At 29.5% G+C, this 26,642-nt stretch carries 30 protein-coding genes, 6 tRNA genes and 1 rRNA gene; 4 read left to right on the top strand and 33 right to left on the bottom strand.

The features are described from left to right. Nucleotides 1-7 precede the first annotated feature (7 nt). The 16 genes from QPK35_RS00685 to QPK35_RS00610 form a co-directional block, all read right to left on the bottom strand. A complete protein-coding gene (locus tag QPK35_RS00685) occupies nt 8-397 on the bottom strand; it encodes an ArpU family phage packaging/lysis transcriptional regulator (RefSeq protein WP_290033557.1) in 390 nt (129 codons plus the stop codon). Nucleotides 398-402: 5 nt separating this feature from the next. Beyond that, on the bottom strand, nt 403-765 hold the full coding sequence (locus QPK35_RS00680) for a hypothetical protein (RefSeq protein WP_290033556.1): 363 nt from the start codon (nt 763-765) through the stop codon (nt 403-405). Nucleotides 766-920: 155 nt separating this feature from the next. Then, entirely contained in the window at nt 921-1,196 is a 276-nt protein-coding gene (locus QPK35_RS00675) for a head-tail connector protein (protein WP_290033555.1), read from the bottom strand. A 55-nt stretch (nt 1,197-1,251) separates the two neighbouring features. Then, nucleotides 1,252-2,760, bottom strand: a complete 1,509-nt coding sequence (locus QPK35_RS00670) for a phage major capsid protein (protein WP_290033554.1) — start codon at nt 2,758-2,760, stop codon at nt 1,252-1,254. Next, nucleotides 2,711-3,838 carry a phage portal protein gene (locus tag QPK35_RS00665; RefSeq protein ID WP_290033553.1) on the bottom strand — a complete coding sequence of 376 codons (1,128 nt, stop codon included), beginning with the start codon at nt 3,836-3,838 and terminating at the stop codon, nt 2,711-2,713. Before QPK35_RS00665 ends, QPK35_RS00670 begins: the two co-directional genes overlap by 50 nt. 158 nt (nt 3,839-3,996) lie before the next feature. Beyond that, complete coding sequence (locus tag QPK35_RS00660) at nt 3,997-5,718, bottom strand: terminase large subunit (protein WP_290033552.1); 1,722 nt, start codon at nt 5,716-5,718, stop codon at nt 3,997-3,999. Beyond that, nucleotides 5,693-6,145: a phage terminase small subunit P27 family gene (locus QPK35_RS00655; RefSeq protein ID WP_290033551.1), complete on the bottom strand. Its 453-nt coding sequence runs from the start codon at nt 6,143-6,145 to the stop codon at nt 5,693-5,695. Before QPK35_RS00655 ends, QPK35_RS00660 begins: the two co-directional genes overlap by 26 nt. Before the next feature lie 225 nt (nt 6,146-6,370). Continuing rightward, a complete protein-coding gene (locus QPK35_RS00650; RefSeq protein ID WP_290033550.1) occupies nt 6,371-6,724 on the bottom strand; it encodes an HNH endonuclease signature motif containing protein in 354 nt (117 codons plus the stop codon). Next, the gene (locus QPK35_RS00645; protein ID WP_290033549.1) at nt 6,721-7,056 is read right to left on the bottom strand and encodes a head-tail adaptor protein; all 336 of its coding nucleotides are present in this window, start codon (nt 7,054-7,056) and stop codon (nt 6,721-6,723) included. The genes QPK35_RS00650 and QPK35_RS00645 overlap by 4 nt, the downstream gene beginning before the upstream one ends. A gap of 168 nt (nt 7,057-7,224) precedes the next feature. After that, nucleotides 7,225-7,470: a hypothetical protein gene (locus QPK35_RS00640; RefSeq protein ID WP_290033548.1), complete on the bottom strand. Its 246-nt coding sequence runs from the start codon at nt 7,468-7,470 to the stop codon at nt 7,225-7,227. After that, a complete protein-coding gene (locus QPK35_RS00635) occupies nt 7,457-7,645 on the bottom strand; it encodes a sporulation protein Cse60 (protein WP_290033547.1) in 189 nt (62 codons plus the stop codon). The genes QPK35_RS00640 and QPK35_RS00635 overlap by 14 nt, the downstream gene beginning before the upstream one ends. A 289-nt stretch (nt 7,646-7,934) precedes the next feature. Next, entirely contained in the window at nt 7,935-9,224 is a 1,290-nt protein-coding gene (locus QPK35_RS00630; RefSeq protein ID WP_290033546.1) for a VapE domain-containing protein, read from the bottom strand. Further along, a complete protein-coding gene (locus tag QPK35_RS00625) occupies nt 9,221-10,018 on the bottom strand; it encodes a bifunctional DNA primase/polymerase (protein ID WP_290033545.1) in 798 nt (265 codons plus the stop codon). The genes QPK35_RS00630 and QPK35_RS00625 overlap by 4 nt, the downstream gene beginning before the upstream one ends. 101 nt (nt 10,019-10,119) lie before the next feature. Beyond that, the gene (locus tag QPK35_RS00620) at nt 10,120-10,326 is read right to left on the bottom strand and encodes a hypothetical protein (protein ID WP_290033544.1); all 207 of its coding nucleotides are present in this window, start codon (nt 10,324-10,326) and stop codon (nt 10,120-10,122) included. Nucleotides 10,327-10,346: 20 nt separating this feature from the next. Then, nucleotides 10,347-10,553 (bottom strand): hypothetical protein, encoded by a 207-nt coding sequence (locus QPK35_RS00615; protein WP_290033543.1) that lies wholly within the window; start codon nt 10,551-10,553, stop codon nt 10,347-10,349. A 54-nt stretch (nt 10,554-10,607) separates the two neighbouring features. Continuing rightward, nucleotides 10,608-10,784 carry a helix-turn-helix domain-containing protein gene (locus QPK35_RS00610; RefSeq protein WP_290033542.1) on the bottom strand — a complete coding sequence of 59 codons (177 nt, stop codon included), beginning with the start codon at nt 10,782-10,784 and terminating at the stop codon, nt 10,608-10,610. Nucleotides 10,785-10,931: 147 nt separating this feature from the next. Here QPK35_RS00610 and QPK35_RS00605 point away from each other — a divergent pair, with 147 nt between their 5' ends. Both QPK35_RS00605 and QPK35_RS00600 read left to right on the top strand, forming a co-directional pair. After that, entirely contained in the window at nt 10,932-11,588 is a 657-nt protein-coding gene (locus tag QPK35_RS00605; protein ID WP_290033541.1) for a helix-turn-helix domain-containing protein, read from the top strand. Between the two features lie 122 nt (nt 11,589-11,710). Then, nucleotides 11,711-12,871 (top strand): site-specific integrase, encoded by a 1,161-nt coding sequence (locus tag QPK35_RS00600; RefSeq protein ID WP_290033540.1) that lies wholly within the window; start codon nt 11,711-11,713, stop codon nt 12,869-12,871. A 144-nt stretch (nt 12,872-13,015) separates the two neighbouring features. Here QPK35_RS00600 and QPK35_RS00595 read toward each other — a convergent pair whose 3' ends face one another. Beyond that, nucleotides 13,016-13,702 carry a 2,3-bisphosphoglycerate-dependent phosphoglycerate mutase gene (locus QPK35_RS00595; RefSeq protein ID WP_290033539.1) on the bottom strand — a complete coding sequence of 229 codons (687 nt, stop codon included), beginning with the start codon at nt 13,700-13,702 and terminating at the stop codon, nt 13,016-13,018. Nucleotides 13,703-13,877: 175 nt separating this feature from the next. Beyond that, the gene (locus QPK35_RS00590) at nt 13,878-14,420 is read right to left on the bottom strand and encodes a C40 family peptidase (protein ID WP_290033538.1); all 543 of its coding nucleotides are present in this window, start codon (nt 14,418-14,420) and stop codon (nt 13,878-13,880) included. A gap of 152 nt (nt 14,421-14,572) precedes the next feature. Here QPK35_RS00590 and QPK35_RS00585 point away from each other — a divergent pair, with 152 nt between their 5' ends. Then, nucleotides 14,573-15,802 (top strand): LCP family glycopolymer transferase, encoded by a 1,230-nt coding sequence (locus QPK35_RS00585; RefSeq protein ID WP_290033537.1) that lies wholly within the window; start codon nt 14,573-14,575, stop codon nt 15,800-15,802. Nucleotides 15,803-15,845: 43 nt separating this feature from the next. Here the strand turns inward: QPK35_RS00585 and QPK35_RS00580 are convergent, their stop codons facing one another. From QPK35_RS00580 to QPK35_RS00550, 7 genes are all read right to left on the bottom strand, one after another. Then, the gene (locus QPK35_RS00580) at nt 15,846-16,820 is read right to left on the bottom strand and encodes a beta-ketoacyl-ACP synthase III (RefSeq protein WP_290033536.1); all 975 of its coding nucleotides are present in this window, start codon (nt 16,818-16,820) and stop codon (nt 15,846-15,848) included. Between the two features lie 200 nt (nt 16,821-17,020). Further along, a tRNA-Leu gene (locus QPK35_RS00575) sits at nt 17,021-17,105 on the bottom strand. A 44-nt stretch (nt 17,106-17,149) separates the two neighbouring features. Then, nucleotides 17,150-17,602, bottom strand: coding sequence for a SprT family protein (locus QPK35_RS00570; RefSeq protein WP_290034223.1), 453 nt, complete (start codon nt 17,600-17,602; stop codon nt 17,150-17,152). Then, the gene (locus QPK35_RS00565) at nt 17,598-19,784 is read right to left on the bottom strand and encodes a Tex family protein (RefSeq protein ID WP_290033535.1); all 2,187 of its coding nucleotides are present in this window, start codon (nt 19,782-19,784) and stop codon (nt 17,598-17,600) included. The genes QPK35_RS00570 and QPK35_RS00565 overlap by 5 nt, the downstream gene beginning before the upstream one ends. A 90-nt stretch (nt 19,785-19,874) precedes the next feature. After that, on the bottom strand, nt 19,875-20,309 hold the full coding sequence (locus tag QPK35_RS00560) for a hypothetical protein (protein WP_290033534.1): 435 nt from the start codon (nt 20,307-20,309) through the stop codon (nt 19,875-19,877). Nucleotides 20,310-20,326: 17 nt separating this feature from the next. Next, nucleotides 20,327-21,154, bottom strand: a complete 828-nt coding sequence (gene nadE, locus QPK35_RS00555) for an NAD(+) synthase (RefSeq protein WP_290033533.1) — start codon at nt 21,152-21,154, stop codon at nt 20,327-20,329. A 20-nt stretch (nt 21,155-21,174) separates the two neighbouring features. Continuing rightward, on the bottom strand, nt 21,175-22,653 hold the full coding sequence (locus QPK35_RS00550) for a nicotinate phosphoribosyltransferase (RefSeq protein WP_290033532.1): 1,479 nt from the start codon (nt 22,651-22,653) through the stop codon (nt 21,175-21,177). A 128-nt stretch (nt 22,654-22,781) separates the two neighbouring features. Between QPK35_RS00550 and QPK35_RS00545 the strand changes: the two genes are divergently transcribed. After that, nucleotides 22,782-23,516, top strand: coding sequence for a WecB/TagA/CpsF family glycosyltransferase (locus QPK35_RS00545; protein WP_290034222.1), 735 nt, complete (start codon nt 22,782-22,784; stop codon nt 23,514-23,516). A gap of 21 nt (nt 23,517-23,537) precedes the next feature. Here QPK35_RS00545 and QPK35_RS00540 read toward each other — a convergent pair whose 3' ends face one another. The 8 genes from QPK35_RS00540 to rrf form a co-directional block, all read right to left on the bottom strand. Then, the gene (locus tag QPK35_RS00540) at nt 23,538-24,236 is read right to left on the bottom strand and encodes a GntR family transcriptional regulator (RefSeq protein WP_290033531.1); all 699 of its coding nucleotides are present in this window, start codon (nt 24,234-24,236) and stop codon (nt 23,538-23,540) included. A 93-nt stretch (nt 24,237-24,329) separates the two neighbouring features. Next, nucleotides 24,330-24,401: transfer RNA gene (locus tag QPK35_RS00535), tRNA-Gln, on the bottom strand. 4 nt (nt 24,402-24,405) lie between these two features. Further along, a tRNA-Tyr gene (locus tag QPK35_RS00530) sits at nt 24,406-24,491 on the bottom strand. A gap of 88 nt (nt 24,492-24,579) precedes the next feature. Beyond that, a complete protein-coding gene (locus tag QPK35_RS00525) occupies nt 24,580-26,055 on the bottom strand; it encodes a peptide MFS transporter (RefSeq protein ID WP_290033530.1) in 1,476 nt (491 codons plus the stop codon). Between the two features lie 145 nt (nt 26,056-26,200). After that, nucleotides 26,201-26,273, bottom strand: a tRNA-Thr gene (locus QPK35_RS00520). 8 nt (nt 26,274-26,281) lie between these two features. Continuing rightward, nucleotides 26,282-26,353 (bottom strand) — tRNA-Glu (locus QPK35_RS00515). A gap of 51 nt (nt 26,354-26,404) precedes the next feature. Further along, nucleotides 26,405-26,477, bottom strand: a tRNA-Asn gene (locus tag QPK35_RS00510). A gap of 8 nt (nt 26,478-26,485) precedes the next feature. Next, a 5S ribosomal RNA gene (gene rrf, locus QPK35_RS00505) occupies nt 26,486-26,602 on the bottom strand. Nucleotides 26,603-26,642 lie beyond the last annotated feature (40 nt).

Here is a 26,642-nt window from a genome sequence, read left to right as displayed (position 1 = left end):
TTCAATCTTATATGGTTACTTCAATAATTTTATTAAACAACTCTGCAAACAGCAAAAGTGCCTCATTTTGTAATTTATAAAATGTACTATGACTATACATCAATTCATTTTCAACTTGCCATTTAGGCACATTCTGTAAATAACATTTCTTTAAAATCGTTTTATACCGACTATCACAAATATTATCAATAATTGTATTAACCATTTCTACAATGTTTTTAGCCTCAATCGCCTTTACCATTCTTTGCTCTTGGTGATTAATATTACTAGAACTTTTTACACCATCAAAATTTACTGAACTCAAATCCGCAAAAACTGATAACTGTTTATATTTAGGATAATCCTTATAAAAAAATCGTTTTACCTGTTTTATTATTTCTTTTTCTTTGTCATTCATGGAAATCACCCAGCGTATAATGTATAAAACTCTTTTAATGCTTTATTCTTTAAATAATTGAAATTACTTTTTGATGTTGATAATTTTTCACACATCTCTGAAACACTGTACTGTTTATTAATTATGTAGTTATTCAAAATGAATTTTAAACGATCATCAGAGACGCTTTGTATCGCCTTTTCAATTTTTGAGATGGTTAATTCATAATCTGCATGTTGTAAAATTTTACTCTCAACATTATTCTTTTTACTTTTGCTACCCATTGAACCAATTAGTGGGCTTGATAATACTGTGAATTCTTGCAAATCTTTTTTTAATTTTATGTACTTATTTAGAATTGATTTAATCATTTTTACATCACTTCTCAAATTAACCACCTTCTTTATAAAATAAAAAAAGCTCTATCAAAATGATAGAGCTTTCGAAGAGTTATAATGGTACTATTTAAAATGCAACAAACTTATAATATCTAACCATAAATACATTATAACAAATATTTATCAATAAGTAAATAGAAATAAATTTAATTTATAGATATTACTTTAGATTTTAATTGTTGAATTAATGATACAACTTGAAACGGTTGCTTTTTCATATCTATATCACGATTTAAGTACCAGAATTGGGTTAATAAAGTAACAGCATAATCAAATTGTTTATACTTGGTTAAATCTGCTGTTTCTGATACCGCTGTTTTTATATATTCAGTAGCATTATCAATGTACGTTTGAATAATTTCGTCATCATCATCTATATCAATACATAATGCTTTTTTCACATCACTTACTTGTACAGTCATATCTTCACCTCCTATAAAAAAAGAGCTTAGGTAAAACCTAAGCCCTACTTTTTAATTATTTTGCAGTTTCAGCAGTGGTTGTTGTTAATGCAATATTTACAACTGCGCTTTTATCAATAACTTCATAATCTGAACGTAAGATAACTGATAACCCTTCACTAAAGCTATCAAATTTATCCCATTGGGCTGTAACTTGATTTCTTTCAAATACAACTAAAGCTTGAGCAAAATCACCAACTAAAACAGGTGATGTACCATCTGAATTATCAGATAAAATTGTATTTGAAATTACCATCACTGGCGCACCTAATAAACTAAAACCACTTGGTGCTGTTACATCAGGTTGTAATAAGTAACGTCCTTCATTATCTTTTAATGTATCTAGGAAATTAAATCCGTTTTGATTTACTACCCATGTTTTACTCAAAGCAGGATCAAGAGTAACATTAAATACTTTCTTTAAATCATCAATGTTTTTAGCTGTTGTTTTAGCAAATTGACTTGATGAACCAGTTAATAAATCAATGATATTTTTATTATTAGTATTTTGAACTAATTTTTGTAATTGATTTTTCACTTCTGAAACAATATCAACTGCACTATCTTCAATAACTTCATTTGATAGAGCAATCTTACCAGCTCGTGTTTTTACATCAAATTTCACATCTTGGAACATGTTAGCATTAACATCACCAATTTCTGCTAATTCTTCTTTAGTGGCTAGAATTGCACTTTGAGGATTAGTTGCAATTGGATAATGTCCTTGACCGTTTGAAACTTGTTTTACTGTACAAATTTTTGCTAAATCATATGTTGAATTCTTTAATTCAAAAACTGGTGTAATAATTTCATCAGGAATAACTGCACTTGCACCTTGCGTTGTAACACCATCACGAAATTCACCGCGACTACGAATATATTCTTCAAATGAGCGTGTTTCTGTTTTTTCTTCATTATCTAAGATTTTCTTTTTCATATTATTTTCCTCTTTTCCTTGATTTATAAATTTTTCATAACTACGTGTGTCAACTTGGACATTTGTATCATCATAAGATGGTATAGCAACCACAGACACATCAAATAAATTCTTTACTTGATTAATTGTCCGTGTAATATTGCCTTCATCATCTTTAGTCCATGTATCGCCACCATCATTTACTTCAAAACCAAATGAACAAGCATCAACATTACCACTTTTAACTTCTTCATAAACATCATTAGCAAATGATGTATTTGGCAAAGTAGCTTTAAAATGTAATCCTTTATCATCTGGTTCTAATTCTAATGTTCCAGCTTTTACACTTGCTAAAACCTGTGTAAAATCATGATTGTTCAACATTAAAACATCAGATAAATCTACATCATCTAAAGCATTAGGTGCTACGACTTCTTTAAATCCGCCTAAATCTTTGCTTGGTGTATTCCAAATAATAGCATAACCAGATAATACTTTTGATGTTTCTTTATTTTCGTCTTGCTCTTCTTTTTCATCATTAGAGCTATCTGTTGGAACATCATTCGCTTTCATTTGTGCTTGTTGTGTCAATCTGCGATCTTGTTTCATTTATATCATTCCTTTCTATAAAACTATCTCCATTATCAACTTCTGGCATTCCAATTTTTGCGCGTGCTTCATTCAATGTAAGTACACCATTTGTATATCCCTCAATCGCATTATTTTGCTGTGTTGTAGGATCTAAGGATAATAACTTGCTAGTATCAAATTTCCAATTACTACCAAGTTTGAAAGTTAATTCTGATGTAAAACAATCAAAATACTTTTGTAATGATCCTTGTAAATATTGCAAGTTACTCATTTGTTGGTTGCTATGTTCATTTTCAACACCTAATTTTTCAGGTGGTAACCCAAAAGCTTTTGCAATCTGCTTTGTTGTCCAATCGTTTGAATTTACTAATTTTAAAATATCTGAATTGATTTCTAGATTTTGTAAATCCATATTGTCATCAAGAGCAACAATCCCTGCTTTTCCTGATTTTAAATTTTGAAATCTTTCAGCTATATTATCTAAAGCTTCTTGATTTAAATCAGTATTTTTTACTTTTAATACTTTTGCACCAATCACACCATTATTAAAAAATCCAATAAGTAACTTATTAGCTAAGCCTTGAATTTCTCTTTCATTTGCTAATGAATATAATGGACTAATTCCGGTTACTCCGTTGATAGTTGAATATTTAAAATGTAAAACATCTTTAGCTTTTAATTCTCTTTTCCTGCCATTCTCTGGAGTATACTGATATGAAATTTCATTAGTTACGTCATCTTGTAATACTGCCATTTGAGAATTAGGAACAAAACGTAAATTATGGTTATTCTCAATCAATGCAAAAGCATTTCCATTTAAAAGCATATTCGCACACAACGCATACTTGAAATGCCAACCGTCCATATAACTACATGGTTTAAAATTAACCATTTTTGTTAATATCTCAGTATCACAATACACTTCATTACTGGCAACATCAGAAGCAATAATATTTATTGCACTAAAAATATCACTATTTTTTAATACAACAGGAGAAACGTACTCGCCTCCTGTATCTGTATATGAAATTAAAGCATTAAAAACAGGATCATCTGTTAATGTAGTTTGTTTTGTATTAGATTTAAAAAAAGCCACCTTATTCGCCTCCTTTCATGTTGTAATTGATAATGAAAGCAAGCATAATTATTAATGTGCCTGTAACTATCATTCCCGTACCCACACCAAAATTAATAAAACATCCAAACATAACAAAAACCATTCCCAAAATTAAGAGAATGGTTTGAATATAATTCTTAAAAAATGAAAGCACCTTGATTAATAATTTCTTCACGTTGCTTATTCGCCTCCTCATTATCAAAATAATTCATACATGCCACATAAGCATTTAATAATGCGTCAACTGGGTCAATTCGATTGCTATTCCTAGCCTTATCAATAATCACACCGTTATTATCAACTTTTAAAATTGCATTACTTATTGAATAAGATAGAATTTTATTATTATAATGTTTAATTTTTCCATTATATAATTTTTCTCTAAAGTCTCGTGTTGGTATATTCATTGTTTTTGTACCTTGTCGAACTTCAAATAAAGGGTAACCCTCTTTTTCAAATTTAGTAAGTAATGGTGCAAAATTCCATGGATCATAGCAAATATATTTAACATTTAATTCATTTTCTAAAATTAAACGTTGAACATAACTAAACACATCATCATAATCAATTACTCCACTATCCAGTTTTGTAATTGTACATTCACCCTTGTGTTCTAATGAAATATAATCAATTCCATCACGCTTTATTTTACTTTCAAGACCATAATGAGTACCAACCCATGAATGAGAATCACAATAGAACTTCCCATTTATTGGAATAATCCAACTTACAGCGGTCAAATCATTACTTTTAGATAAATCAATTCCAATATAAATATCTTTGCCTTTTATATTAGGTCTCTTTGTTTTGCCCTTTTCCCAATCAGAAGCACTAATAAAACTATCTTCTTGAGCTTGCATAAACACATTCATATTTTTAACCATTACGTTTACCATGTTCTCTTGTTTCATCTCAACTTCAACATCTGATTTAATTTGTTCAAACATAGTATCACGTACTTTATTATTTGATAACAAAGGATTAGCTTTAATCCAACAATCAGGATTATTAACCTCTTCTTTATCATCTAGAGTATAAATAACACCAAAATAACGGTCTGATTGTTCTTCACCTGATAATATATCAGAAACATAATCGCATTCTTCTTTAAAAGGCGAATTGGTATTAAATCCAGCTGTTGAAATAATTGCTAATAAACTATTAGGCTGCTGAACCATACCAGATTTTAAAACGTTTATAATATCACGGTTTTTACTTGAGTGAAATTCGTCAACAACGCCTAGAGTGGGATTATAACCATCTAGTGAACTTTTATCAGTTGCAAGCGGAACAGCAAATGAATTTGTTTTACGATCTTCAATTATTTGTTTATTAATCTTTACTCTTTGTCTTACAATTTTTGATTGCCCACTAAGCAAATGTAATTGGTCTGCCATCATATCAAATGCTAAATGTGCTTGTTTACTACTGTTAGCAGTAAATAATACTTGTCTACCTCTAGGTGGGTCTTTTTCAAGCAATAGTTCAATTATGCCCATAATTGCGATTAAGAACGTTTTACCATTCTTACGGGCAAAAGATAATAAGCAACGATTAAATCGACGTGAGTCATCTTTTACAGAACGCCAACCATACAAATTACCTAGAATAAAACATTGAAATAATTCAAGCTTTAATGGTTTACCATCTGTCCTTGGTAAAAGCTCGACAAAATGAAATATTTTATTTACTAGCTCTTCATTAAAATAATAAGGAAAATCTTTTGTCCGTTGTTTTGCTAAATCTTTAATAAAACGATCACACGCTTGTTTAACTTTTGTACATGTAATGATTTCATTATTTAAAACTTTATCAGCATATTCTTGCACACGATTATTCAAGTAAATCACCAATCTCATCTTTTTCAATTTCCTGTGCTTTATTTAAAGCTAACTTTGCTCTTGATGAAATTGACAATCCTAAATCATTACTTAAAGATCTTAAATCCTTAACTGCTTTTTCTCGTAAACGTAAATTTCTATTTTCCTTACCACCAACCACTGTACCCTCTTTTTTTATTGCTAAGGTACATGTTTTAATTAAAGAGTATGTTTCACAATATGCAACTAATAATCCTTTATCTAATTCACTAACAGGCGTCTCTTTTAATAAAATTGGTGTTACTCTATTCCATTCTTCAAGAGCATAATCAGTTAACCAATCAGGTGGCATAATATCCAATTTAGAATATTGGTTTAATGTTTCTTCCATTTCTTTGCGTTGCGCCTTTTCTTCATTGGTTAAATGTTTTGTCATATCTCCTAATGCTTTTACATTTCTACTCATCTTCTCACCTCACTTATTAACAAAAAAACGCTGTTACAATGTAACAACGTTTTCCCACATTCTCTCTATCATATAATTATTATAACATTTTTTTATAAAAAGTACAATTTAAATAAGAAATACTTATTTTAATCTAGGATTATAAAAAATTTTTTATTTTAAAGGGATTTTTATTCACAGAAAAGTCCGTGTCCGCTCCTGCGTAAAAAATTTATAGCCCCCTGTTTATTTTTTATGATGTCTTTTCCAGTGGCAAGAATTGCAAAGACTTCGTAAGTTATTTCTGTCTAATCGCTTGCTCCAATTTTCTCTGATTGGTTCAATGTGGTCTACAATGTCAGCTTTTCGCATAATACCATCTTCCAAACACCATTCGCATAATGGATTAGCAATCATGTAACTGTGTGATAATTTTCTCCATGCTGTTGTTTTATAGAAACGTTGATATTTGCCTTCACGCTTCATACGATAACTGTATCGTTCTTTCTCTGCTTGTTTCTTATGTGCTTCACAATACTTAACATCATAAGGAACTAATACTGTACAACCTGCATGTTCGCATTGTTTAACTGGTTTCATCCTATCCCTGTTTTCTTTTTCAATGTCAATGTATCATAACCATTCAAACTATCATCAATGTTCAAGGTAGCAATCTTATATTCTTCTTCATCAATCTTAACTATTAAAGTATCTTTCAATCTTTTATCATGCTTTACAAAGATAGCAATTTGATAAGTCTGACTTAATCCTGTATTTGATAATTGACTATTAATACTTTGAGTTACATAGCCAAAACGCTTAGTAAATAATGTTTTAAAAACTTCTACTGTTATACCATTTGCTCCTTCTTGATAGTCATATATTCCAAATTCTGCTGTATGCTTTAATCTTGATAGTTGATACTGTTTCATTTAATCACCCCATAATACAACGCAAGCATTACTATAATCGATAACACAGAATCAATTACTGTCCATTTTAAACATTGTTTAATATTATTTCTTTGTTTTTTGTCAAAGAAATAATTCATTATAAAAGAATTTACTATCATAAAAATAATAATTAAAACAACCACATCTTTACATCTCCTTCAGCTCATTAGTTAATTCCATAGCCATATCAGCTAATACTTTTTGTCGTTCTTCCAAAACTTTAAGGCGATTTAATTCTTTGCGTGTTTTGTGTTTCTTATTGAAAATTATTGAATGTTCATGATTATACCATTCAAGTAATTTTATTAATATACTGATCTGTTCTTCTTTATCCTTAATATTCTTCTTAATGTTTTCTATTATGTTTTTATCTACGTATCTAATTACTTTCATTGCCGCTTACCTCATAAATAACCAATGCTTGAGATGATGAACTAATATCTTCTAACGTTCCATAAAATCCTTGATTATATTTAATATCAATCAATTTATAACGTGGATTAGCACTTAAAAACAAATTAATATTTTCTACTAAATCTCTACCCCTAAATTCTTTTACTTGTATCATTTTTATCTTTCCTTTCTGTAATTAGACAGTGAACTGATACATAGACACTTAAAACATTTCTTTGTCTAGTCGTTTATCGTTGATTTAACAACACTTTCAACACTTTTCTAGACAGTAGACAGTAATTTTTCTGTAATATATACAAATAACGCATTTATACGTTAATAGTATTATTTATACTTTTTATATTGAATATACTGTCTTACTGTCTAATAATCGTTATAAAGTATTGATATGACAACGATTATCCACTAGACAATAAGCAAAATTTTATTGTCTTATACTGTCTTTACTGTCTAGTAAATCCACGAACTTGTTTACCATTTATAGTTTTTCTTGATTTTCTCCAATCATAAACATTTACCATAACATCACTAATTTTATTAGTTACTTTTTTATCTCTAGAATCATAAAAAGCTTTTCCTGTTGTCTTCTTATATAGCTCTTCATTCGAAATAAAATTTTTATCTGCTAAATAATTTTCAACAACATCAGATACTGCGTCATCAAAAAAATCAGTATACTTAAACTGTCTCCTTTGTTTATTAAGTAACTCATTTTCTTCTTTACTATGTGCTGATATATCAACCGTCTTAGATTTATATAAATTAACGGCTTCGCCCCAAAGCTGTTTAACATATTCGTCAGTAAATTCAGTAAATATATTTTTATGGTTGTGATGGCAACGAACTGGTAAAAATCTACGATCTCCTGTTTTATCTTTTAAATAATAAAGATTATTGGTTGTACGTGCCATAATAAAACCTTTACTTCTATAAACGTTACTATGTCCATAAGGTGGTCTAAAACTAAGTTCAGTTGATGAAACAAATTTCTTTAATTCATCAAAACTACACTTATTTGTAGCAACCATTTCATCATCATTCACAATAAAATTTCTTGCCATTGTGGCAATATCATCTTTATCACTAAAACTTGTAAATTGATCTGTATAATATTCTAAAGGCGTTAATCTTTTTAAAAATTCAGTTTTTCCTGTTCCTTGACTACCTACCAAATCTAAAACAAAATCAAATTTAGTTTTCGGATCATATGCTTTTGCCACTCCACCAACAAAAAATAATCTTGTTATTAAATCTGTTACTTCATTTTCTTCAACTCCTAAAAAATCATGAAATACATGTTGTAATCTTGATTTCTTGTCCCATTCTTTATATGCCTCATTCATATAATCCAAAATTGGACTGTATGAATGATCTCTTGCAACTTTTTGTATTCCATCATCTGTGGCGTCCTTTGTAAAAGTAATATTCATTACTCTTTCAGCATACATTCTAATTTCAGCATTAACTTCATCATATAGTGATCCTTCGTTTTCGTTTCTATCAATATTTAATTTATCCTTATAGATTGATTTAGTTAATTCAACTGTTCCAGTAAATTTATTAAATTTAAATAATCCATCAAAGATAGGTTGATTTTCAATAAAAAGCGCTACATTTGTCGGTGAGGAAGCTTTAATATTACCTCTTTCTGTTTTAATCCAACTAATTACACTTCTTTTATTTTTTTCTTTTTGTTTTTTCTCCGCCTCCTTGAGCTCTTTTAATTTAATCACAATAACCCTTCTTTCTTTAAACAACTTCTAAATGTTGCGTCAAATTCTTTTTCATTTAATTTTTCATCTGTTGCATTATTCGCTAACTGAGCAAGTTTATATGCGTCAGTTGGTTTAACTTGTCCATATCCAACCATATAAGACACTAATTTATGCAAATTATCATTTCGCGTTCCTTTAACTCCTAAACCATGTAAAAACATTGGTGCGTATTTGCTAAATGCTGTCTTAGCATTTTTTCTATACTTAACATCAAAATTAAAATCATTCGTTTCACTTTCTTTATTCGTTTTTTCTTTAATGAAACTAACTAATTCAGAACAAGGTTTAATGATTGGATTATGATTTAGCCATTCATACGCTTTGCCTTTTATTTTGCTAGGAGCAACCACTACGTAATTATTAGGGTGTGCTTTAATATCTACTCCATCTAAAAAATTAATATGCTGTGAAATCTTAAAACAATCAGGTTTTAAGAAAAAATATTGATAACCGTTGTGTGGTGTTTTCTGAACTAATGTTCCTTTAAACCATTCATCATGGTGCAAAGATTTTATACTACTTACACCATTCTTTCCTCCTTCATGTCTATCAACATCTATCACAAAAAAGTTTTTAGTTTGTAAAGCAATATTAGCGTATGGATATTTAATCCAATAATCTTTAACTTTGCTTTCTGTATTTAATGGTTCAGTTGTAAATTTAATCATAGGTCGCTTATTTTGCGGATTAATAGGAATAACATTCATACCAGTTTTAAAGTATGCTACTGCAGAATTTATTAATGATTGCATTTTATCCTCCTTACCTAATTTTTATTTTTCTGGTATAATTAACTCAGTGAATTTTTTATTTATCTGCTGTAATCGTGGTTATTGCCACGATTTTTTGTTTTTTAATGGCTTTTTTCTATAACAATTGCTCCACATTCTTGAGCAACATTTAACATCTTTTCCTCTATATCATCAGCCATATCTAAAAATACTTTTAAATCTTCTTTTGAAATATCAGTTTCAATATCATCAAAATCTAAAGCTGTACCAAAATCTTCAATTAAATTAGCTGTACTTTTTAATACTTCTGATAAACGTTTGTAATTCATCATTTTCACCTCATTAATAATTATTTTTTAGATAATTCTTTTTCAATCAATTTATTAATTGCTTTTGTATTTTGACTTAGTTGTCCAGTAATATAAAAAATTGATTTTTCTAAACGGTTAAATTCATAATCTTTTAACTTATTCTCAGTTCGTGAAATACTTTCCATTGCATCATCTAATAAAGTGATTAAAGCTTCATTTTGTAAATTTAATTCTTCAATACTCATTTAATTTAGTTCCTTTCTAACCTAAACAATGCTCTTGACCCTGTGCATGTTTATTTAAATCGTATGTTCATTCATAAATTCATCAAGCGCTTCTGTTGAAATACGCTTTACTTTACCAATTTCAGATACTTTCAAGCCATCAGCAATAAATTTGTATAAGGTTGTATAACTTCTGATTTGTAAATAATCCATTGCTTGCTTATATGTAAGCCATTTATTATTGCTTGTCATTATGATTTACCCCTTTCAATTCATTCGGCATAATGTATAATAACGTAATAACAATGATAAGTCAATACATTTAAATACATTATTTTACATTTGATTACATTGTATTTATAATAAGTGTATTAAAATTTATTACATCTGGAGGAAATTATGAGTGAGACTTTAGGCAATAGAATTGCATTACAAAGAAAAAAGTTAGGATTATCTCAAAAAGAAATAACAAAAAAATTTAATGCTTATTTAGAAAATAAAACTGATTTATCACCTATAACACAGGCAACTTTTTCAAGGTGGGAAACTGATGCATCTAAACCAAGAGCTTCATATTTAAAAAATTTAGCAAATTTTTTTAATGTATCAGTGATTTATTTAGCAAATGGTGAAGCTCCCTTTACTGATATATTTGATTTTATTAATAACGTTCCAAATTCATCATTATCAAACTTACAAACTACAGAAAAACAACTACAACAAAAAATAAAAGAAATTGAATCTGCTAGAGATAATTTAATTAAACAATTAAATATAATTCGAGAACAACAAATGACTTCAATTTCTCAAGAACAGCAAAATTTAATAAAAATAATAAAAAATGATAAATTGAATTTAGTAGACTTGTTATTACTAAATTCCTTAGCTAATACTTTTATAAATTTATTCAAAGAAAATGATGAAATTTATACTACGTTACAAACATTTTTGAGAGTGCTTTTAGGTTATATAATGCATGAAGATAATAGAAATGAAAGTGATGTAAAAGAATCATTTCAAAAATTATTAGATTTATTAAATAAAGAAGAAAAATAATTAAGACGTGATTTTTCAAAAATGGACGACATCGTCCATTTTGAATGTAATAATATGACGACGTCGCCCCATTTCCAACCGTAATAATGCCCTTGACCCTGTGCAAAATTACGGAGGAAAAAATGGTACAATTTAAAAAATATAAAACTAAAAAAGGTGAAACACGTTATCAATTTCAAATGTATTTAGGAAAGGATCCACGTACTGGTAAAGATAAAGTTACTCGTAGGCGTGGATTTAAAACGAAAAGTGAAGCTCAAATCACTTATTCAAGATTGAAAGTTGAATTTCTTGATAAAGGTGAAATTAAATCAAAAGAAAAAATCACTTTTCAAGAACTATTTAATGAATGGTGGGAAATTTATATTACTACTGTTCGTAAGTCAACGACAATTAGAACTTACGGATATTTTAAAAATAAAATACTACCTAATCTTAAAGATTATTACATTGATAAAATAACTACCAAAGATTGCCAAGAGTTAATAATCAAATGGTATAAATCTGGCTATAAGTCATATAATAGTGCTTTTAAGTATTTAAAGAAAATCCTTGAATATGCACGGAAACAACGTTATATAGACCGTAATCCATGCGAAGATGTTATTAAACCTAAGCCACAAGAAAACTTACATCCAAGAAGAAAATATTGGACTAAAAAAGAACTAGAGCAATTCTTAAATGCTATTGATAAACAAAAAGAATTCCAACAATACACGTATTTTAGATTATTAGCATTTACTGGAATTCGTAAAAGTGAAAGTTTTGCTCTCTATTGGTCTGATGTTGATTTTAAGAATGGAATATTGAATATTTCAAAAACTCTTTCTCAAGGAGATCGTGGCAAGATGATTGAACAGTTACCAAAAACAAAAGCTGGTATTCGTAAGATACCATTAGACAAAAAGACACTTGAAACTTTATCTGAATGGAAAAAGAAACAAGTGTCCTACTTTCAATTTTTAAATAATAATTATTGTAAGATTAAGCCTGATAACCAGCAACTAATTTTTGCTAATACTCGTAATCATTACTTGATTAATTATACCCCTAAAGAATGGATGGACCAGATTTTAAAACGAATTGATATTCCTAGGATAACCATACACGGATTAAGACACACTCACGCTAGTTTATTATATGCAAGTGGTGTTGATATAAAAGAAGCACAGTTACGCCTAGGACATTCAGATTTAAATACTACAATGCAAATTTATACACATATTGATGAGCAACAAGAGAAGAAGGCTGTAAATAAATTAGTTAGGTATGCAGATTTTTAAACCTAGCCAATAACAAAGCCAAAAATAAATAACAGCAAGTAATCATTGATATATCAAGGTTTTAAAAATTAAATTATAACACCTTGGGACCCTATGGGGAGTTTAGCTTAATAAAAAAGACTAGCAACATGCTAGTCTTTTTTATTAATCGTTGAATGATAAAACTTCTTTTTCAACTACATCTAATGTCTTGTCATCTAAAGTATAGATAATGGGTTCACCGTTATATACTTCCACTCCATCAATACCTTCATCACTTATTTTTTCTAAATATTTTAATAAAGCACGTAGTGAGCTTCCATGAGCAACAACTAACTGATTTTTTCCTTGTTTTAGTCTTGGAGCAATCTCATCATTCCAGTAAGGCAAAATTCTATTTGAAGCCATCTCTAGACTCTCAGACAAAGGTAATAAATCATGTGGAATATTTTGATAACGACGGTCATCATCAAATTGTTCTAATTTAGGTGGAATAGAATAATATGAACGTCGCCATAAAGCAACTTGTTTTTTCCCATAAATTTTTCTTGTATAATCTTTATTTAATCCACGTAATGCGCCATAATGACGTTCATTTAGTCGCCATGTTTTATGTTCAGGAATCAATAATTGATTAATTTCTTCCAAAACAATATTAGCCGTTTTTATAACTCGAACTAAAATGGAAGTATGAACATCACTAAATTGAATATTTGTCGATTTCAGCAATCTTCCTGCAGCACGTGCTTGTTCTTCTCCTAATGGAGTTAATGGAACATCTGACCAACCTGTATACTCATTTTTTTTATTAGCAATACTTTGCCCATGACGTAATAATACTAACTTAACCATTAGTCCACCTTCTTTTACGTTTTAAACCAAAAATATAATACCAAATTTTTATCCTATTATAAAGCAATATCACAATGAAACGTAATAACTAAAAAGGACTATGTTTTATTAAATAATATAGTTATTACAATTAATTGCAAAATGCATATAGTTTTCAATAAAAATATTGTCCACATTATTCCAAACGTATTGCAAAATCGGGTTTAAAAATAAAAATATTACTGTAATTAATATTTTGTCCTGGAGCAGGAGCCTGAATAAATTTTCCATTACCACATGCAATTGCAACATGATAACTGTGACCTCTCTTTCCCCAAAAATACAAATCACCTGCACAAGCATCTTTAATATTAATTAAATGTCCGCACTTCTCTTGTTCAGTTGTAACTCTTGGTAATTTTTTACCTGTTTTATTGTATACATACTGTACAAAACCTGAGCAATCAAATCCATTAGGAGATACACCACCCCAAATATATGGTACTCCAATATAATTTTGTGCAATCTCAACCACCTTATTACCAGTTTCATTAATTGCATTTGAATTAAAATTAATAAAAGTATCATCAATTCCATCAGAATCTTCAAATATTATTTCAATTTTCGGATCTATATTTTCATCAAAGTCTTCAATCCAATTAAACCTTTGAGCATGAACCTTTGACGTACATAAAAATAATACTGATATTAATGTTGTAAAAAATATTCTTTTATACATAAATAACCTCCTATATATAATTTCGAAAATTATTCATGTTTTTTAAAATAATTTTTTGGTATAATTCATAGGAGTATCAAATTAATTATAAAAATTAGAAATTTACTAGTATAATTTAAGAGATTAGTTAAAAAATTAATAAGGAGCTTTTTATGAATAATAACCAAGAAGATTTTGATAAAATTCCTTCTCGTGTAGAAGAATATAACAGAAAGAAAAATGAGCACCATTTACGTAAACGCATATGTACAATTTTTTTAGTTTTACTTTTAATTGCTTTTTATGGACTTGGTATTTATGGGGCTAGTATTTTAAATACTGCTAAGAATACACTTTCAGAAGCTTATTCCCCTACTTCAAACTCAAAAAAAGTTTCAAAAATTTTAAAACAAAAAAAACCTTTCTCAATTTTATTATTGGGAACTGATACAGGAGACTTAGGACGAACTTTTAAAGGACGAACCGATACTATTATCGTAGCAACGGTCAATCCTAAGAAAGAAAAAATTACAATGACAAGTATTCCACGTGATACCTGCGTTCAAATTTCTGGAACTGGCAACTCATATGACAAAATTAACTCAGCATATACATATGGTGGAGTTAAATTAGCAGTTAAAACTGTCGAAAAGACACTTGATATCCCTATTAATTTTTACATGTTAATTAACATGGGCGGACTTACTAAAATCATTAATGAATTAGGTGGCGTAACTGTTACTTCACCGCTAACATTCTCATATGAAAATGTTTCAGTAAAAAAGGGTGAAAAAGTAACATTAAATGGTTCAGAAGCCCTTTCATACTCACGAATGCGTGATGATGACCCACAAGGCGATTATGGACGACAAAAAAGACAAAAACAAATAATTACTGCAATTATAAAAAAAGCAATGTCTGCATCTTCATTAACAAAATATAATGATACATTAAAGAGTATCAATGGAAATCTTAAAACAAATCTTTCATATGATGATATTATGTTAATCGAATCATATTATGCAGATGCTGGAAATCATATTAAATCATATGTTTTACAAGGTGAAGACGCTACTCTTGGTGGACTTTCTTATCAAGTAGTTTCTGCTTCTGAAAAAGAAAAAACATCAAATAGAATTCGCCATCAACTAGGGTTAAAAGATTCCACACATGATTTTGAAAGTGATTCACCTTTTGCTTCAAGTACAGATTCAACGTCTTATAATAATGGATATAACTCATATGATTCATATGGAACAAATTCAAATTATAATTCTAACCGTTATCAAGGAAATACAAATACATATAATAACCAATACAATCAAAATAGAAATACATATAATAATCAAAATACCAATGGTTATAATAATGGTAATACTACTACTGGTAATTTTGGATATTAAAAAAAAGCCTATCACGTATATGATAGGCTTTTTTTTACTTAACTTATGACAAATCTAATAATAAACTTCCATAAACTAATCCTGCACCAAATCCAGTTAATAATGCTTTTTTAGGCTTATTTCCCTTCTTTAATTCTTCATCCAAAGCTAGTGGGATTCCAACAGAAGATGTATTTCCTGCATAATCTACATTTACTGCAAATTTTTCAAATGGAATATTTAACCCTTCAGATATTTTTTCTAATAATCTTAAATTAGCTTGATGAGGGATTACTAAATCAATATCATCTGGTTTAACATTATTTTGTTTCATAAATTCTTTCATATGATCAATTACAGTTGAAGTAACAAAATTAAATACTGCTGGTCCATTTTGATAAAAAGCTTTCGCTTGAGGGTAATTTTCACTTGAAATTTTACTTAATGGCTTAATTCTACCACTGTTAACTGATCCCATATCTCCATCTGTACACATTTTTTCAGCAAGTAAAGTATCAGAAGAGTTAGGTTCTTTTTCTAATAATACTCCCGCAGCACCATCGCCAAAAAATACTGCAGATGTACGATCTTTAAAGTCCATCATTTTAGAATTATTTTCAACACTGATAACCATAGCTTTATTATACTGTGCACTATGTAAAAACTTATCAGCGGTACTATATCCAAAAATAAATCCTGCACATGCTGCGGATAAATCATATGCAAAAGCATTTGATGCACCAATATTTTTTTGTACTAACGCAGCAGTTGAAGGCGTTAAGGCATCTGGAGAAATTGTTGATAAAATAATCAAATCAATATCTTTAGCATCGACATTAGCTTCTTTTAATAATTTTAACGCAACCTTTGTTGCCATTTCTGAAGAATCTTCATCAATTGCATAATGTCTAGTTTTAATTCCTGTATGCGCCTGAATCCATTCATCCGTAGTATCCATAATTTCACTTAATTCATCATTAGTTACCACACGTTCTGGTAAATATGACGCACTTGCAGTTAATTTAATTCCTTCTGACATCTCTTTTCACCTCAAAACACAAAGTATTATACTATCCTTTTCGAATTCCATTTTAAAAGATATACCATAAATTTATTTTTTGCAATTAATATACTATAGTTTTATTAAAAATAAGAAAATTTTATCTAAGATGTTAAATTATAACTAAAAAAATAACAAGGCTCAATTGAGTCTTGTTATTCCTTATATTACTAACATTATGCGGGTAAATGGATTCGAACCATCACGAGCGCAATGCTCACCAGATCCTTAGTCTGACGCGTCTGCCAATTCCGCCATACCCGCGACAACATTAGTAATTATATCAAATTAAATTAGCATGTACAAGTCTAATTTGAATGTTCTTGAATTATTTTTAACTTTCCTCCACAATTTGAGCAACAATAATGATCAGTATTTATATGCCTTCTTCTCGGATATTGTTTTTTACATTTTATACATTCATAAACAACTTTAATTTTTGTATTTAAAGTTGCTGGAGCGTATCTTAAACCATTCACTTTTTTTAATAATAATTTAAAATCAGTATTTCTATGCTGATAACCCTTATGATTTATATGTAAATGATAGTGGCATAATTCATGTTTTATTACTCCTATTAGAACACCTTTATCATAATTTTCAATAATTTTGGGGTTTATTTCGATATTATGACTAGCCAGTAAATAGCGCCCACCTGTCGTTCTTAAACGCTGATTTAAAGTTACTGTATGATTAAATGGTGCATTAAAATAATCACAAGAAATTTTCTCAACTAATTTTTGCAATTCATATTCTTTAATTTTCCTCATCTTCTGGTTTTATCATCGTTAATTGAATTCGATTTCTCTTTTCATCAATTTCTTTAACCCATACATCTACAATATCTCCTACAGAAATAAAATCTTGTGGAGTTTCTACACGTGATTTACTTAGATTAGAAATATGGACTAACCCATCTTGCTTTATCCCAATATCAACAAATACTCCAAAATCTACAACATTTCGAACAGTTCCTTGCAAATGCATGCCGTTATTTAAATCTTCAATATGTAATGCTTCTGATTTTAATAATGGCATTGGCATCGTATCACGAAAATCTCTTCCCGGTGTAATTAGTCCACTAATAATATCTTTTACTGTTTCATATCCAACATTATTTTCATTTGCAAACTTTTGAATATCAAAATTATTAAGTTGTTCTTTAATAACTGTTGTTCCAATCTTCTTAGAAGATATTTTATTTTCCTGTAAAATTTTTTCCGCAATCGCATAACTTTCAGGATGAATATCAGTATTATCAAGAGGATTTATGCCACTATTAATTCTCAAAAATCCTGCTGCCTGTTCAAAAGTTTTTTTACCTAAACGAGGTACTTGTTTAAGCTGATCTCTTGAATTAAACTTGCCTTCCTCATCTCTGTACTTTACAATCTCTTTTGCAATTCCTTGATTTAATCCTGAAATATGTGTCAACAATTGAATACTAGCTGTATTTAAATTAACTCCGACTTGGTTAACAGCTGTTTCAATAACTTGTTTAAGTTGATCATTTAATTTATTTTGTGGTACATCATGCTGATATTGTCCTACGCCAATTGATTTTGGATTAATTTTAATTAATTCTGCGAGTGGGTCCTGTAATCTTCTAGCAATGCTTACTGCAGATCTTTCTTCAACATTAAAATCAGGAAATTCTTCACGCGCAATTTGACTAGCAGAATATACTGAAGCCCCTGCTTCATTGACTATTACATAATATACCTTATTATCAATTTCTTTTAATACCTCTGCAACAAAATGTTCTGATTCACGACTAGCAGTTCCATTTCCAATTGCAATCATTTCAACATGATAATCAAGAATTAATTTTTTTAATATTTCTTTTGCTTTATTACGTAATTCTTTATTAGGCTTTTGTCCTTTTGCCTTTTCATGTGGATATATTACCGCTTTAGTTAGAAATTTACCCGTTGAATCAATTACTGCTAATTTGCATCCTGTTCTAAAAGCCGGATCTAATCCAAGAATAATTTTCCCTTTCAAAGGTGCCTGCATTAATAAATGATATAAATTATCTCCAAATACATGAATTGCCTGATCATCAGCAGATGAAGTTAATTTTTTACGAATTTCACGTTCGATAGCTGGTTTAATAAATCTTCGATAAGCATCAGTATATGCTCGTTCAATATATTTAACTGCTTCACCTTTTTTTGAACCAATAAACCGCGAATGGAAATAATGTAAAATATAATTCTCATCCACATCTATCTTTAATTTCAAAATTTTTTCCTTTTCTCCACGATCTAAAGCTAAAATTTGATAAGATGCCAATTTATTTAATTTCTTATTAAAATCATAGTAATTCATATAGACTTGTTTCTCATCTTTTTCGCTATCTTTAACACGAGAAACTAAAGTTCCATATTTAAATGTGTTGTTACGCACCCATTCACGTAATTGTACATTTTCTCCAAATGCCTCTGTAATGATTTCATGAGCACCATTTAATGCATCTTCTACTGTTAAAATTTTATGTTCTTCATTTAAATATTTTTTAGCCTCATTTTCAATTTGTTCATTAAAGTTTAAAATATAGTATGCTAAGTTTTCCAGTCCCGCTTTTTTCGCAATTTCTGCCTTAGTTTCTCTTTTTTTCTTAAATGGTAAATATAAATCTTCTAGCAATTGCATTGTTGTTGCAAGATTTATTTTTTGTTTTAATTGTGCAGTTAATTTTCCTTGTTGTTCTATTTTTTCTAAAATATCTGTTTTTCTTTTTTCTAACTTAGCAACTTGTTCAAATGTTTCTTGAATCTCATGAATTTCAACTTCATTTAAACTTCCTGTTTTTTCTTTGCGATAACGTGCGATAAATGGGATTGTATTACCATCTTCCAATAAATTTAACGTCGCTTTGATTTGTTTTGCTTGATATTTTGGTAATTTTTCATATGTTATTTTTAAACATTTTTGTTCCATCTATATTTCTTCCTTTAGATTTAAATTTAAATAAAAAGATGAGGCTATGACAATATCTGTCACAACCTCCAACTTTAAATTTATCTATCATTAAACCAATCTTAAATTTTGTACTATTTTTTGCACATTTGAATTAATCTTATCCATTGCTTGTTCTTGCAATTGTTCTGCATTATCAAACTCTGTTTTATTAACACTTTCATTTTCAAAATCAATACTTTTATTCATTTCTATGCAAGCATTTACAAACTCACGATAATGAGAAACAAACATTTTGTGGATACCAATAATTTTTACTGGTGGTTTAGCTTGAGTTAATTTAGATAAATTTTCTTCATATTGCTTAATGCCCTCAGCAAACTTTTCTTTTGTATCAGCATAATCAGCAGATTCAATTTGTTCATTATTATTTAATGCATTTCTAAAAATTTTAAAATATGGATCCATTTTGCTGCTCATTTTTTGTGTACTATCAAGTACTGCATTTATTGTACCTAAATATTGGCTCATACTAATTTTTTTCATTTAATTCATCCTTATCGTTATTTCCAAAATTCATCATAAATATTAATTGGCATGTGTCGTTTATGTTCTGTTTTTTGATACCAATTTTCTATAATTTCTGCATTATGACTATCAATATCTTTACCTTCTAAATAGTCATCTATATCATCATAAGTTACTCCTAAAGCAACTTCATCAGGTAATGCAGGACGTTCATCTTCTAAATCAGCAGTAGGTGTTTTTTCATATAAATGCTTAGGTGCATTTAAATATGCTAGCATCATTTTTCCTTGTCGCTTATCTAAACGCCATAAAGGAGTAATATCTGCTCCACCATCACCATATTTTGTATAGAACCCAGTAATTGCTTCGGCAGCATGATCAGTCCCTACAACTGCACCACTAGTTGCTCCAGCTACTGCATATTGTGCGATCATTCGTTCACGTGCCTTAATATTTCCCTTATTAAAATCGCTAATTTTAATATTATTTTCTTCTACAGCTGTTGTCATCTTATCAGCTGCTTCTTTTATATTAATACGCATTACTTGATCAGCATCGATAAAGTCGATTGCATCCATTGCATCTTTTTCATCTGCTTGATTTCCATATGGTAGCCGAACTGCAATAAATTGATATGTATCATCATTTGTTTCTTCACGCATCTCTTTAATTGCCATTTGGCTTAGTTTCCCTGCTAAAGTAGAATCTTGTCCGCCAGAAATTCCTAAAACTAATGTCTTAAGAAAAGAATTTTTTTTCAAATATTCTTTCAAAAAATCTATTGATGATCTAATTTCTACTTTTGGATCAATTTCAGATTTTACTTTCAAAGTATTAATAATCTCAGCTTGTAATTTTCGCATTACAATCACTCCAAATCATATTAAATGTCATTAGGCATTGGCTTTTTACTATTTGTCTCTCTAATTTTTTGAATTATATTCATTTTGTTATCGTAACACTCTTTGGATAAGTCTACAGGATAATCTTGAGGGTTTAAAAGGCGTTTGTATTCTCCCCAAAGACTCTCTAAATTATCATGTGAATATTTCTTTATTTCATCAAGACTTGGTTGTTTGTATACCAATTTGCCATTTTCAAAAATATTAGCTAATAATGGACGAGCATTAAAATCTGTTACTTCTTTATTAATATATGTATATTGCGGATGAAACATTAATAAGGATTTTCTTCTTTGTGGTTGTTCATTACTTAAAGCAATATAATCACCTTCGGATTTTCCTGAAGCTTTTTTAGTAATACGCCAAACTTGTTTTTTACCTGGAGTAGAAATCTTATTAACATTATTTGAAATCTTAATAGTATCTTCCATTTCTCCTTGACTATTTTCAATGGCAACCATTTTATAAACAGCTCCCAATGCAGGTTGATCATATGCGGTAATTAACTTAGTTCCAACGCCCCAAACGTCAATTTTCGCATGTTGCATTTTTAAATTCATAATAGTCTTTTCATCCAAATCATTTGATGCATATATTTTAGCATCTTTAAAACCTGCAGCATCAAGTTGTTTTCTAACACATTTAGATATATATGCCATATCTCCAGAGTCAATTCTGACACCAAGGAAATTAATCTTATCTCCCATTTCTTTGGCAACACGAATTGCACTTGGCACACCAGAACGTAAAGTATCATAAGTATCCACAAGAAATACACAATTCTTATGTGTTTCTGCATAAGCTTTAAATGCTTCATAATCATTTTGATATGTTTGGACTAAAGCGTGTGCATGTGTTCCACTAGCTGGAATACCAAAAATTTTACCTGCACGCAAATTACTTGTTGCATCAAATCCGCCAATATAAGCTGCTCTAGTTCCCCAAATTGCTGCATCCATTTCTTGAGCACGACGACTACCAAATTCGAGTAATGCATCATCAGATACAACTGATCTAATTCGTGCTGCTTTTGTTGCAATTAAAGTCTGATAGTTGATAATATTTAAAATTGCTGTTTCCACTAACTGACAATCAGCAAGTGGTCCTTCAATTTGCATTAATGGCTCATTATTAAATACTACTTCTCCCTCAACCATTGAACGTATACTCAAACGTACTTTAAACTTACGTAAGTATTCAATAAAATCATCTTCATAATTCATTACTTCTTTAAGATACTGTAAATCAGATTCTGAAAAGCGTAAGTTTTGCAAATATTGAATAATTCTTTCTAATCCAGCAAAAATAGCATAGCCGTTATCAAATGGTAAATCCCTAAAATAAACTTCAAAGATTGCATTTCTATCTGCAATTCCTTTTCTCCAGTATGTTTCTATCATATTTAGTTCATACGCATCTGTATGAAGTGCTAAACTATCGTCTGCATATTTATGTGTCATTTTAATCCTCTTTAAGATAATTCTTTAATTTATTATAGTTGTACTTATTTTATCACTTTTTAATATATTATTCACACCTATAAAAAATTTGTTTATAATTAAAAGTAATCTTCTAGAAAGTAGCTGATATTTTGCATTTTGAACATATCAATATATTAGGAATTAATTTTACTAAGATTACTGAAAATCAATTAATTAAATCCCTAATTGATGATCATAAACATAAAAAAAATCGTTTTATTGTTACTGCAAATCCAGAAATTGTTTTAGCAGCAAGAAAAAACAAAGAATATCAAAAAATTATTAATCATGCCGATTATGTAACTGCTGACGGAATTGGAATTATAAAAGGTGCAAATATACTAAACACACCATTACCTGAAAGAGTCACTGGATTTGATACTATGCTTAAATTACTAAAGTATTCCAATAAAAATAAATGTAAAGTATATTTTTTAGGTGCAAAAGAAACAATAATTAAGGATACCATTATTAATGTACAAAAAGATTACCCTGATATTATTATTAGTGGATATCATAATGGTTATTTCAAAAATCCTGATCCAATTATTAAAGACATTAAACAAAAACAACCTGATTTTATTTTCGTTGCTTTGGGATTTCCGAAACAAGACTATTTCATTGAAAAATATAGAGAAATCTCTAATTCGATTTGGATGGGAGTCGGTGGAAGTTTTGATATTTTAGCAGGAAATATTAATCGTGCACCTGAATTTTGGATTAATCATCATATAGAATGGCTTTATCGTTTAATTCAAGAACCTAAACGTTTTATACGTATGCTTGCTCTTCCAAAATATCTATTATTAATCTATAAAGAGAAATTTAAACAAAAAAAATAAAGTATTCCTTTAGGGAATACTTTATTTTTCTAAGTAAAATTCAAAACGTTCTCCAGCATATTCTGTTCGTACATATTCGAATGGTTTTCCTGAATTAAGTTGCGTAATTTGCCGTAATTTTAAAATTGGGGCTCCTCTTTTAATGTTTAAATAATCTGAAATTCTTTCTGATGCACTAGAGGCAGATACAATCTGTTGTGCATGACCAATATGTAATCCATGTTCCTCAAGCGTTTGGTATAATGACTTAGTTATTTGTGAACGTTGATATTTTTTTACTAAATCATAAGGTAATGTAGTTACTTCAAAACAAATAGGAACATTATCTGCATATCTAATTCTTTCCATTCTTAATACATTTACTTTATCATTTAACTTTAAATGCTCACGTTCACTTAATGATGGTGTTGCTACTTGATATGAAATAGTTTTGCTAGATGGATGACGATTTTGATTTTCCATTATCTGTGTAAAACTAGTAATTCCAGACATCTTTTCTTGAACTTTTTTACGAGCAACAAAAGTTCCAGAACCAACGCGACGTTCCAAAATTCCTTCATCAACTAATGTTTGAATTGCTTGACGAAGCGTCATTCTACTAACCCCAAATTCAATAGCTAGCTCACGTTCTGCTGGAATTCTTTCTCCAACCTGCCATTTCCCATTTTCAATTGATTCTTTAATACTATTATGAATTCGAATATAAATTGGAGATCCCATGAAATTACACCCTTATAAAATTTTCTTAAACATAAATCTTAGCTTTACTTATATACAATAAAAGACTGTAACCACAGTCACAGTCTTAAATAGTTGGGGTAGCTGGATTCGAACCAGCGCATCACGGTACCAAAAACCGTTGCCTTACCGCTTGGCTATACCCCAATAATGGTGGAGGGGAGTGGATTCGAACCACCGAACCCGAAGGAGCGGATTTACAGTCCGCCGCGTTTAGCCAGACTTCGCTACCCCTCCACAATAATATCTATTGGATAACTAACGCATCCGACTTAATTATATTACCCTTTATTCGAAAAAAATGCAAGTGTTTTTCTGAAAAAAATTATTTTTTTATTGTCATAAATATTTTAATTCTTTTTGAAAATGAAAAAAGAATTATTCCAAAGATAATTGAGATTATTCCTAATATGCCAAAATATAGAATTTCTGTATCTTGTGAATATAATTTAACAATTTGTGCATTGATAGCTTGAGCAACAGCATCACTTAAAAACCACATACTCATCATTTGAGATTTAAATGCCTTTGGAGCTAATTGAGTCGTAGTAGATAGCCCAATAGGTGAGATAAACATCTCTCCGATAATTACTAGAATCCAACTAACAATTAACCAAATAGGTGATACTAGTTTTCCTGTTCCAAATACTATTCCAGGTATCATCATCCATAAAAAAGATATTCCAGCAAAAAATAAACCTATAGAAAATTTAGTTGGTGCAGATGGTTGATTATTCTTCATTTTTTTCCATAGAAAAATGAAAACTGGCACACAAATCATTATAAATAATGGATTTAAACTCTGAAACCAACTAGCTGGAAAACTATGACCAAAAATTGTTAATTTAGTTTGTTCTTCCGCAAATATTGCTAAAGTTACTGACCCCTGTTCTTCAATGATCCAAAACATTATTGCTGCTAAAAATAAAGGAATATAAGAAAAAACTTTTCTTCTTTCTTGATTTGATGTTTTTTTACTTACAATCATTACAATAAAATAATAAATTGGAATTATTATAGTCAAGATAGATAGAACTGTAATTATATTTAAAATGCTTAAAATATTAAATGCAGTCATTACTGTTCCAATTAAAATTATTCCAATAATCCAAATAAAAATTTTCCGTGCTAAACTTTTAACCTCTTCTGGCTCTAATGGAGCTGTTGGAAATAAACTATCAGATGAAAGATATTTTTTACCATCTATCATATATTGAATAAGACCAAAAAACATTCCAATTGCAGCAATAGAAAAGCCTATATGAAAATTATAGGTTTGTCCCATATATCCAACTATAATTGGAGCAATAAATGCCCCCATATTAATACCAAAGATAAAAATATTAAATCCATTTTCTCTACGATAATTATTTTTATCATAGAGTTCTCCCACCATTTCAGAAACATTAGGTTTTAGCATTCCTGTTCCTAATGTAATTAATCCAATAGAAACATATAGTGCAATCCTTCCAGTAAATATTGCAAGTACAATATGTCCCAACATAATTAAAATTCCACCGTATAAAACCGTTCTTCTACTTCCCCAGATTCGATCACTAATAAAACCTCCAAGTACACTTGTTAAATATACAAGTGCACCATAAATAGACATTATAGATGCTGCTTGAGCTTTAGTGAAACCAAGGCCGCCATCCATTACAGAATAAAACATATAAAATAATAAAATTGCTCGCATTCCATAATAACTAAAACGTTCCCACATTTCAGTGAAAAAGAGTGTAGCTAAACCTCGAGGATGTCCTAAAAATGTTTTAGTGGAATTTGAATTTGTTGGAAGCATAAGATGACCTTCTATTCTAAAAATTAAATTATAAAATACGGTAAATTTAGAAAAATTTAAATTATATTTATATAAAAAAATATGAGATCATGAATTTAACATAATCTCATTATTAGCCGTAATATGAATAAAAACCAGTTATTCATGCCAGTTGCAGGATTCGAACCTGTGACCGCCGGTTTACGATACCGATGCTCTACCAACTGAGCTAAACTGGCAACAAAGATGACCCGTACGGGATTTGAACCCATGTTACCGCCGTGAAAGGGCGGTGTCTTAACCACTTGACCAACGGGTCATATAAACTATGCTGATCACTATCGTGAAAACTCATTAGTCCATATACAAACTCCGGCAGGCGGACTCGAACCGTCGACACCCTGATTAACAGTCAGATGCTCTACCAACTGAGCTATGCCGGAATAATTAAGCACGGCGACTTCCTACCCTTGCAAGAGGCGTTCCTCTAACTACTATCGGCGTTTTGAAGCTTAACTTCTGTGTTCGGAATGGAAACAGGTGTATCCTTCAAGCCATCATCACCGCACTTTGTGCTTTTGAGAAAACCTTGTTCTCTCAAAACTAGC

This window comes from Ligilactobacillus cholophilus (genome assembly GCF_030389495.1).
Taxonomy (GTDB): domain Bacteria; phylum Bacillota; class Bacilli; order Lactobacillales; family Lactobacillaceae; genus Ligilactobacillus; species Ligilactobacillus cholophilus.
The sequence above is the reverse complement of the archived record's forward strand: the minus strand, read 5'-3'. Positions and strand labels throughout refer to the sequence as shown.

Coding starts and splice junctions, on each gene's coding strand:
- QPK35_RS00640 (WP_290033548.1), bottom strand. CDS start 7,470: ATGAAAGTAATTAGATACGTAGATAAAAACATAATAGAAAACATTAAG.
- QPK35_RS00620 (WP_290033544.1), bottom strand. CDS start 10,326: ATGAATTACAAACGTTTATCAGAAGTATTAAAAAGTACAGCTAATTTA.
- QPK35_RS00670 (WP_290033554.1), bottom strand. CDS start 2,760: ATGAAACAAGATCGCAGATTGACACAACAAGCACAAATGAAAGCGAAT.
- QPK35_RS00550 (WP_290033532.1), bottom strand. CDS start 22,653: ATGACACATAAATATGCAGACGATAGTTTAGCACTTCATACAGATGCG.
- QPK35_RS00580 (WP_290033536.1), bottom strand. CDS start 16,820: ATGTCAGAAGGAATTAAATTAACTGCAAGTGCGTCATATTTACCAGAA.
- QPK35_RS00635 (WP_290033547.1), bottom strand. CDS start 7,645: ATGATACAAGTAAAAGAATTTAGGGGTAGAGATTTAGTAGAAAATATT.
- QPK35_RS00615 (WP_290033543.1), bottom strand. CDS start 10,553: ATGAGTATTGAAGAATTAAATTTACAAAATGAAGCTTTAATCACTTTA.
- QPK35_RS00610 (WP_290033542.1), bottom strand. CDS start 10,784: ATGACAAGCAATAATAAATGGCTTACATATAAGCAAGCAATGGATTAT.
- QPK35_RS00525 (WP_290033530.1), bottom strand. CDS start 26,055: ATGCTTCCAACAAATTCAAATTCCACTAAAACATTTTTAGGACATCCT.
- QPK35_RS00655 (WP_290033551.1), bottom strand. CDS start 6,145: ATGAGTAGAAATGTAAAAGCATTAGGAGATATGACAAAACATTTAACC.
- QPK35_RS00605 (WP_290033541.1), top strand. CDS start 10,932: ATGAGTGAGACTTTAGGCAATAGAATTGCATTACAAAGAAAAAAGTTA.
- QPK35_RS00675 (WP_290033555.1), bottom strand. CDS start 1,196: ATGACTGTACAAGTAAGTGATGTGAAAAAAGCATTATGTATTGATATA.
- QPK35_RS00660 (WP_290033552.1), bottom strand. CDS start 5,718: ATGAGATTGGTGATTTACTTGAATAATCGTGTGCAAGAATATGCTGAT.
- QPK35_RS00625 (WP_290033545.1), bottom strand. CDS start 10,018: ATGCAATCATTAATAAATTCTGCAGTAGCATACTTTAAAACTGGTATG.
- QPK35_RS00540 (WP_290033531.1), bottom strand. CDS start 24,236: ATGGGATCTCCAATTTATATTCGAATTCATAATAGTATTAAAGAATCA.
- QPK35_RS00600 (WP_290033540.1), top strand. CDS start 11,711: ATGGTACAATTTAAAAAATATAAAACTAAAAAAGGTGAAACACGTTAT.
- QPK35_RS00590 (WP_290033538.1), bottom strand. CDS start 14,420: ATGTATAAAAGAATATTTTTTACAACATTAATATCAGTATTATTTTTA.
- QPK35_RS00645 (WP_290033549.1), bottom strand. CDS start 7,056: ATGAAACAGTATCAACTATCAAGATTAAAGCATACAGCAGAATTTGGA.
- QPK35_RS00560 (WP_290033534.1), bottom strand. CDS start 20,309: ATGAAAAAAATTAGTATGAGCCAATATTTAGGTACAATAAATGCAGTA.
- QPK35_RS00565 (WP_290033535.1), bottom strand. CDS start 19,784: ATGGAACAAAAATGTTTAAAAATAACATATGAAAAATTACCAAAATAT.
- nadE (WP_290033533.1), bottom strand. CDS start 21,154: ATGCGAAAATTACAAGCTGAGATTATTAATACTTTGAAAGTAAAATCT.
- QPK35_RS00595 (WP_290033539.1), bottom strand. CDS start 13,702: ATGGTTAAGTTAGTATTATTACGTCATGGGCAAAGTATTGCTAATAAA.
- QPK35_RS00650 (WP_290033550.1), bottom strand. CDS start 6,724: ATGAAACCAGTTAAACAATGCGAACATGCAGGTTGTACAGTATTAGTT.
- QPK35_RS00585 (WP_290033537.1), top strand. CDS start 14,573: ATGAATAATAACCAAGAAGATTTTGATAAAATTCCTTCTCGTGTAGAA.
- QPK35_RS00685 (WP_290033557.1), bottom strand. CDS start 397: ATGAATGACAAAGAAAAAGAAATAATAAAACAGGTAAAACGATTTTTT.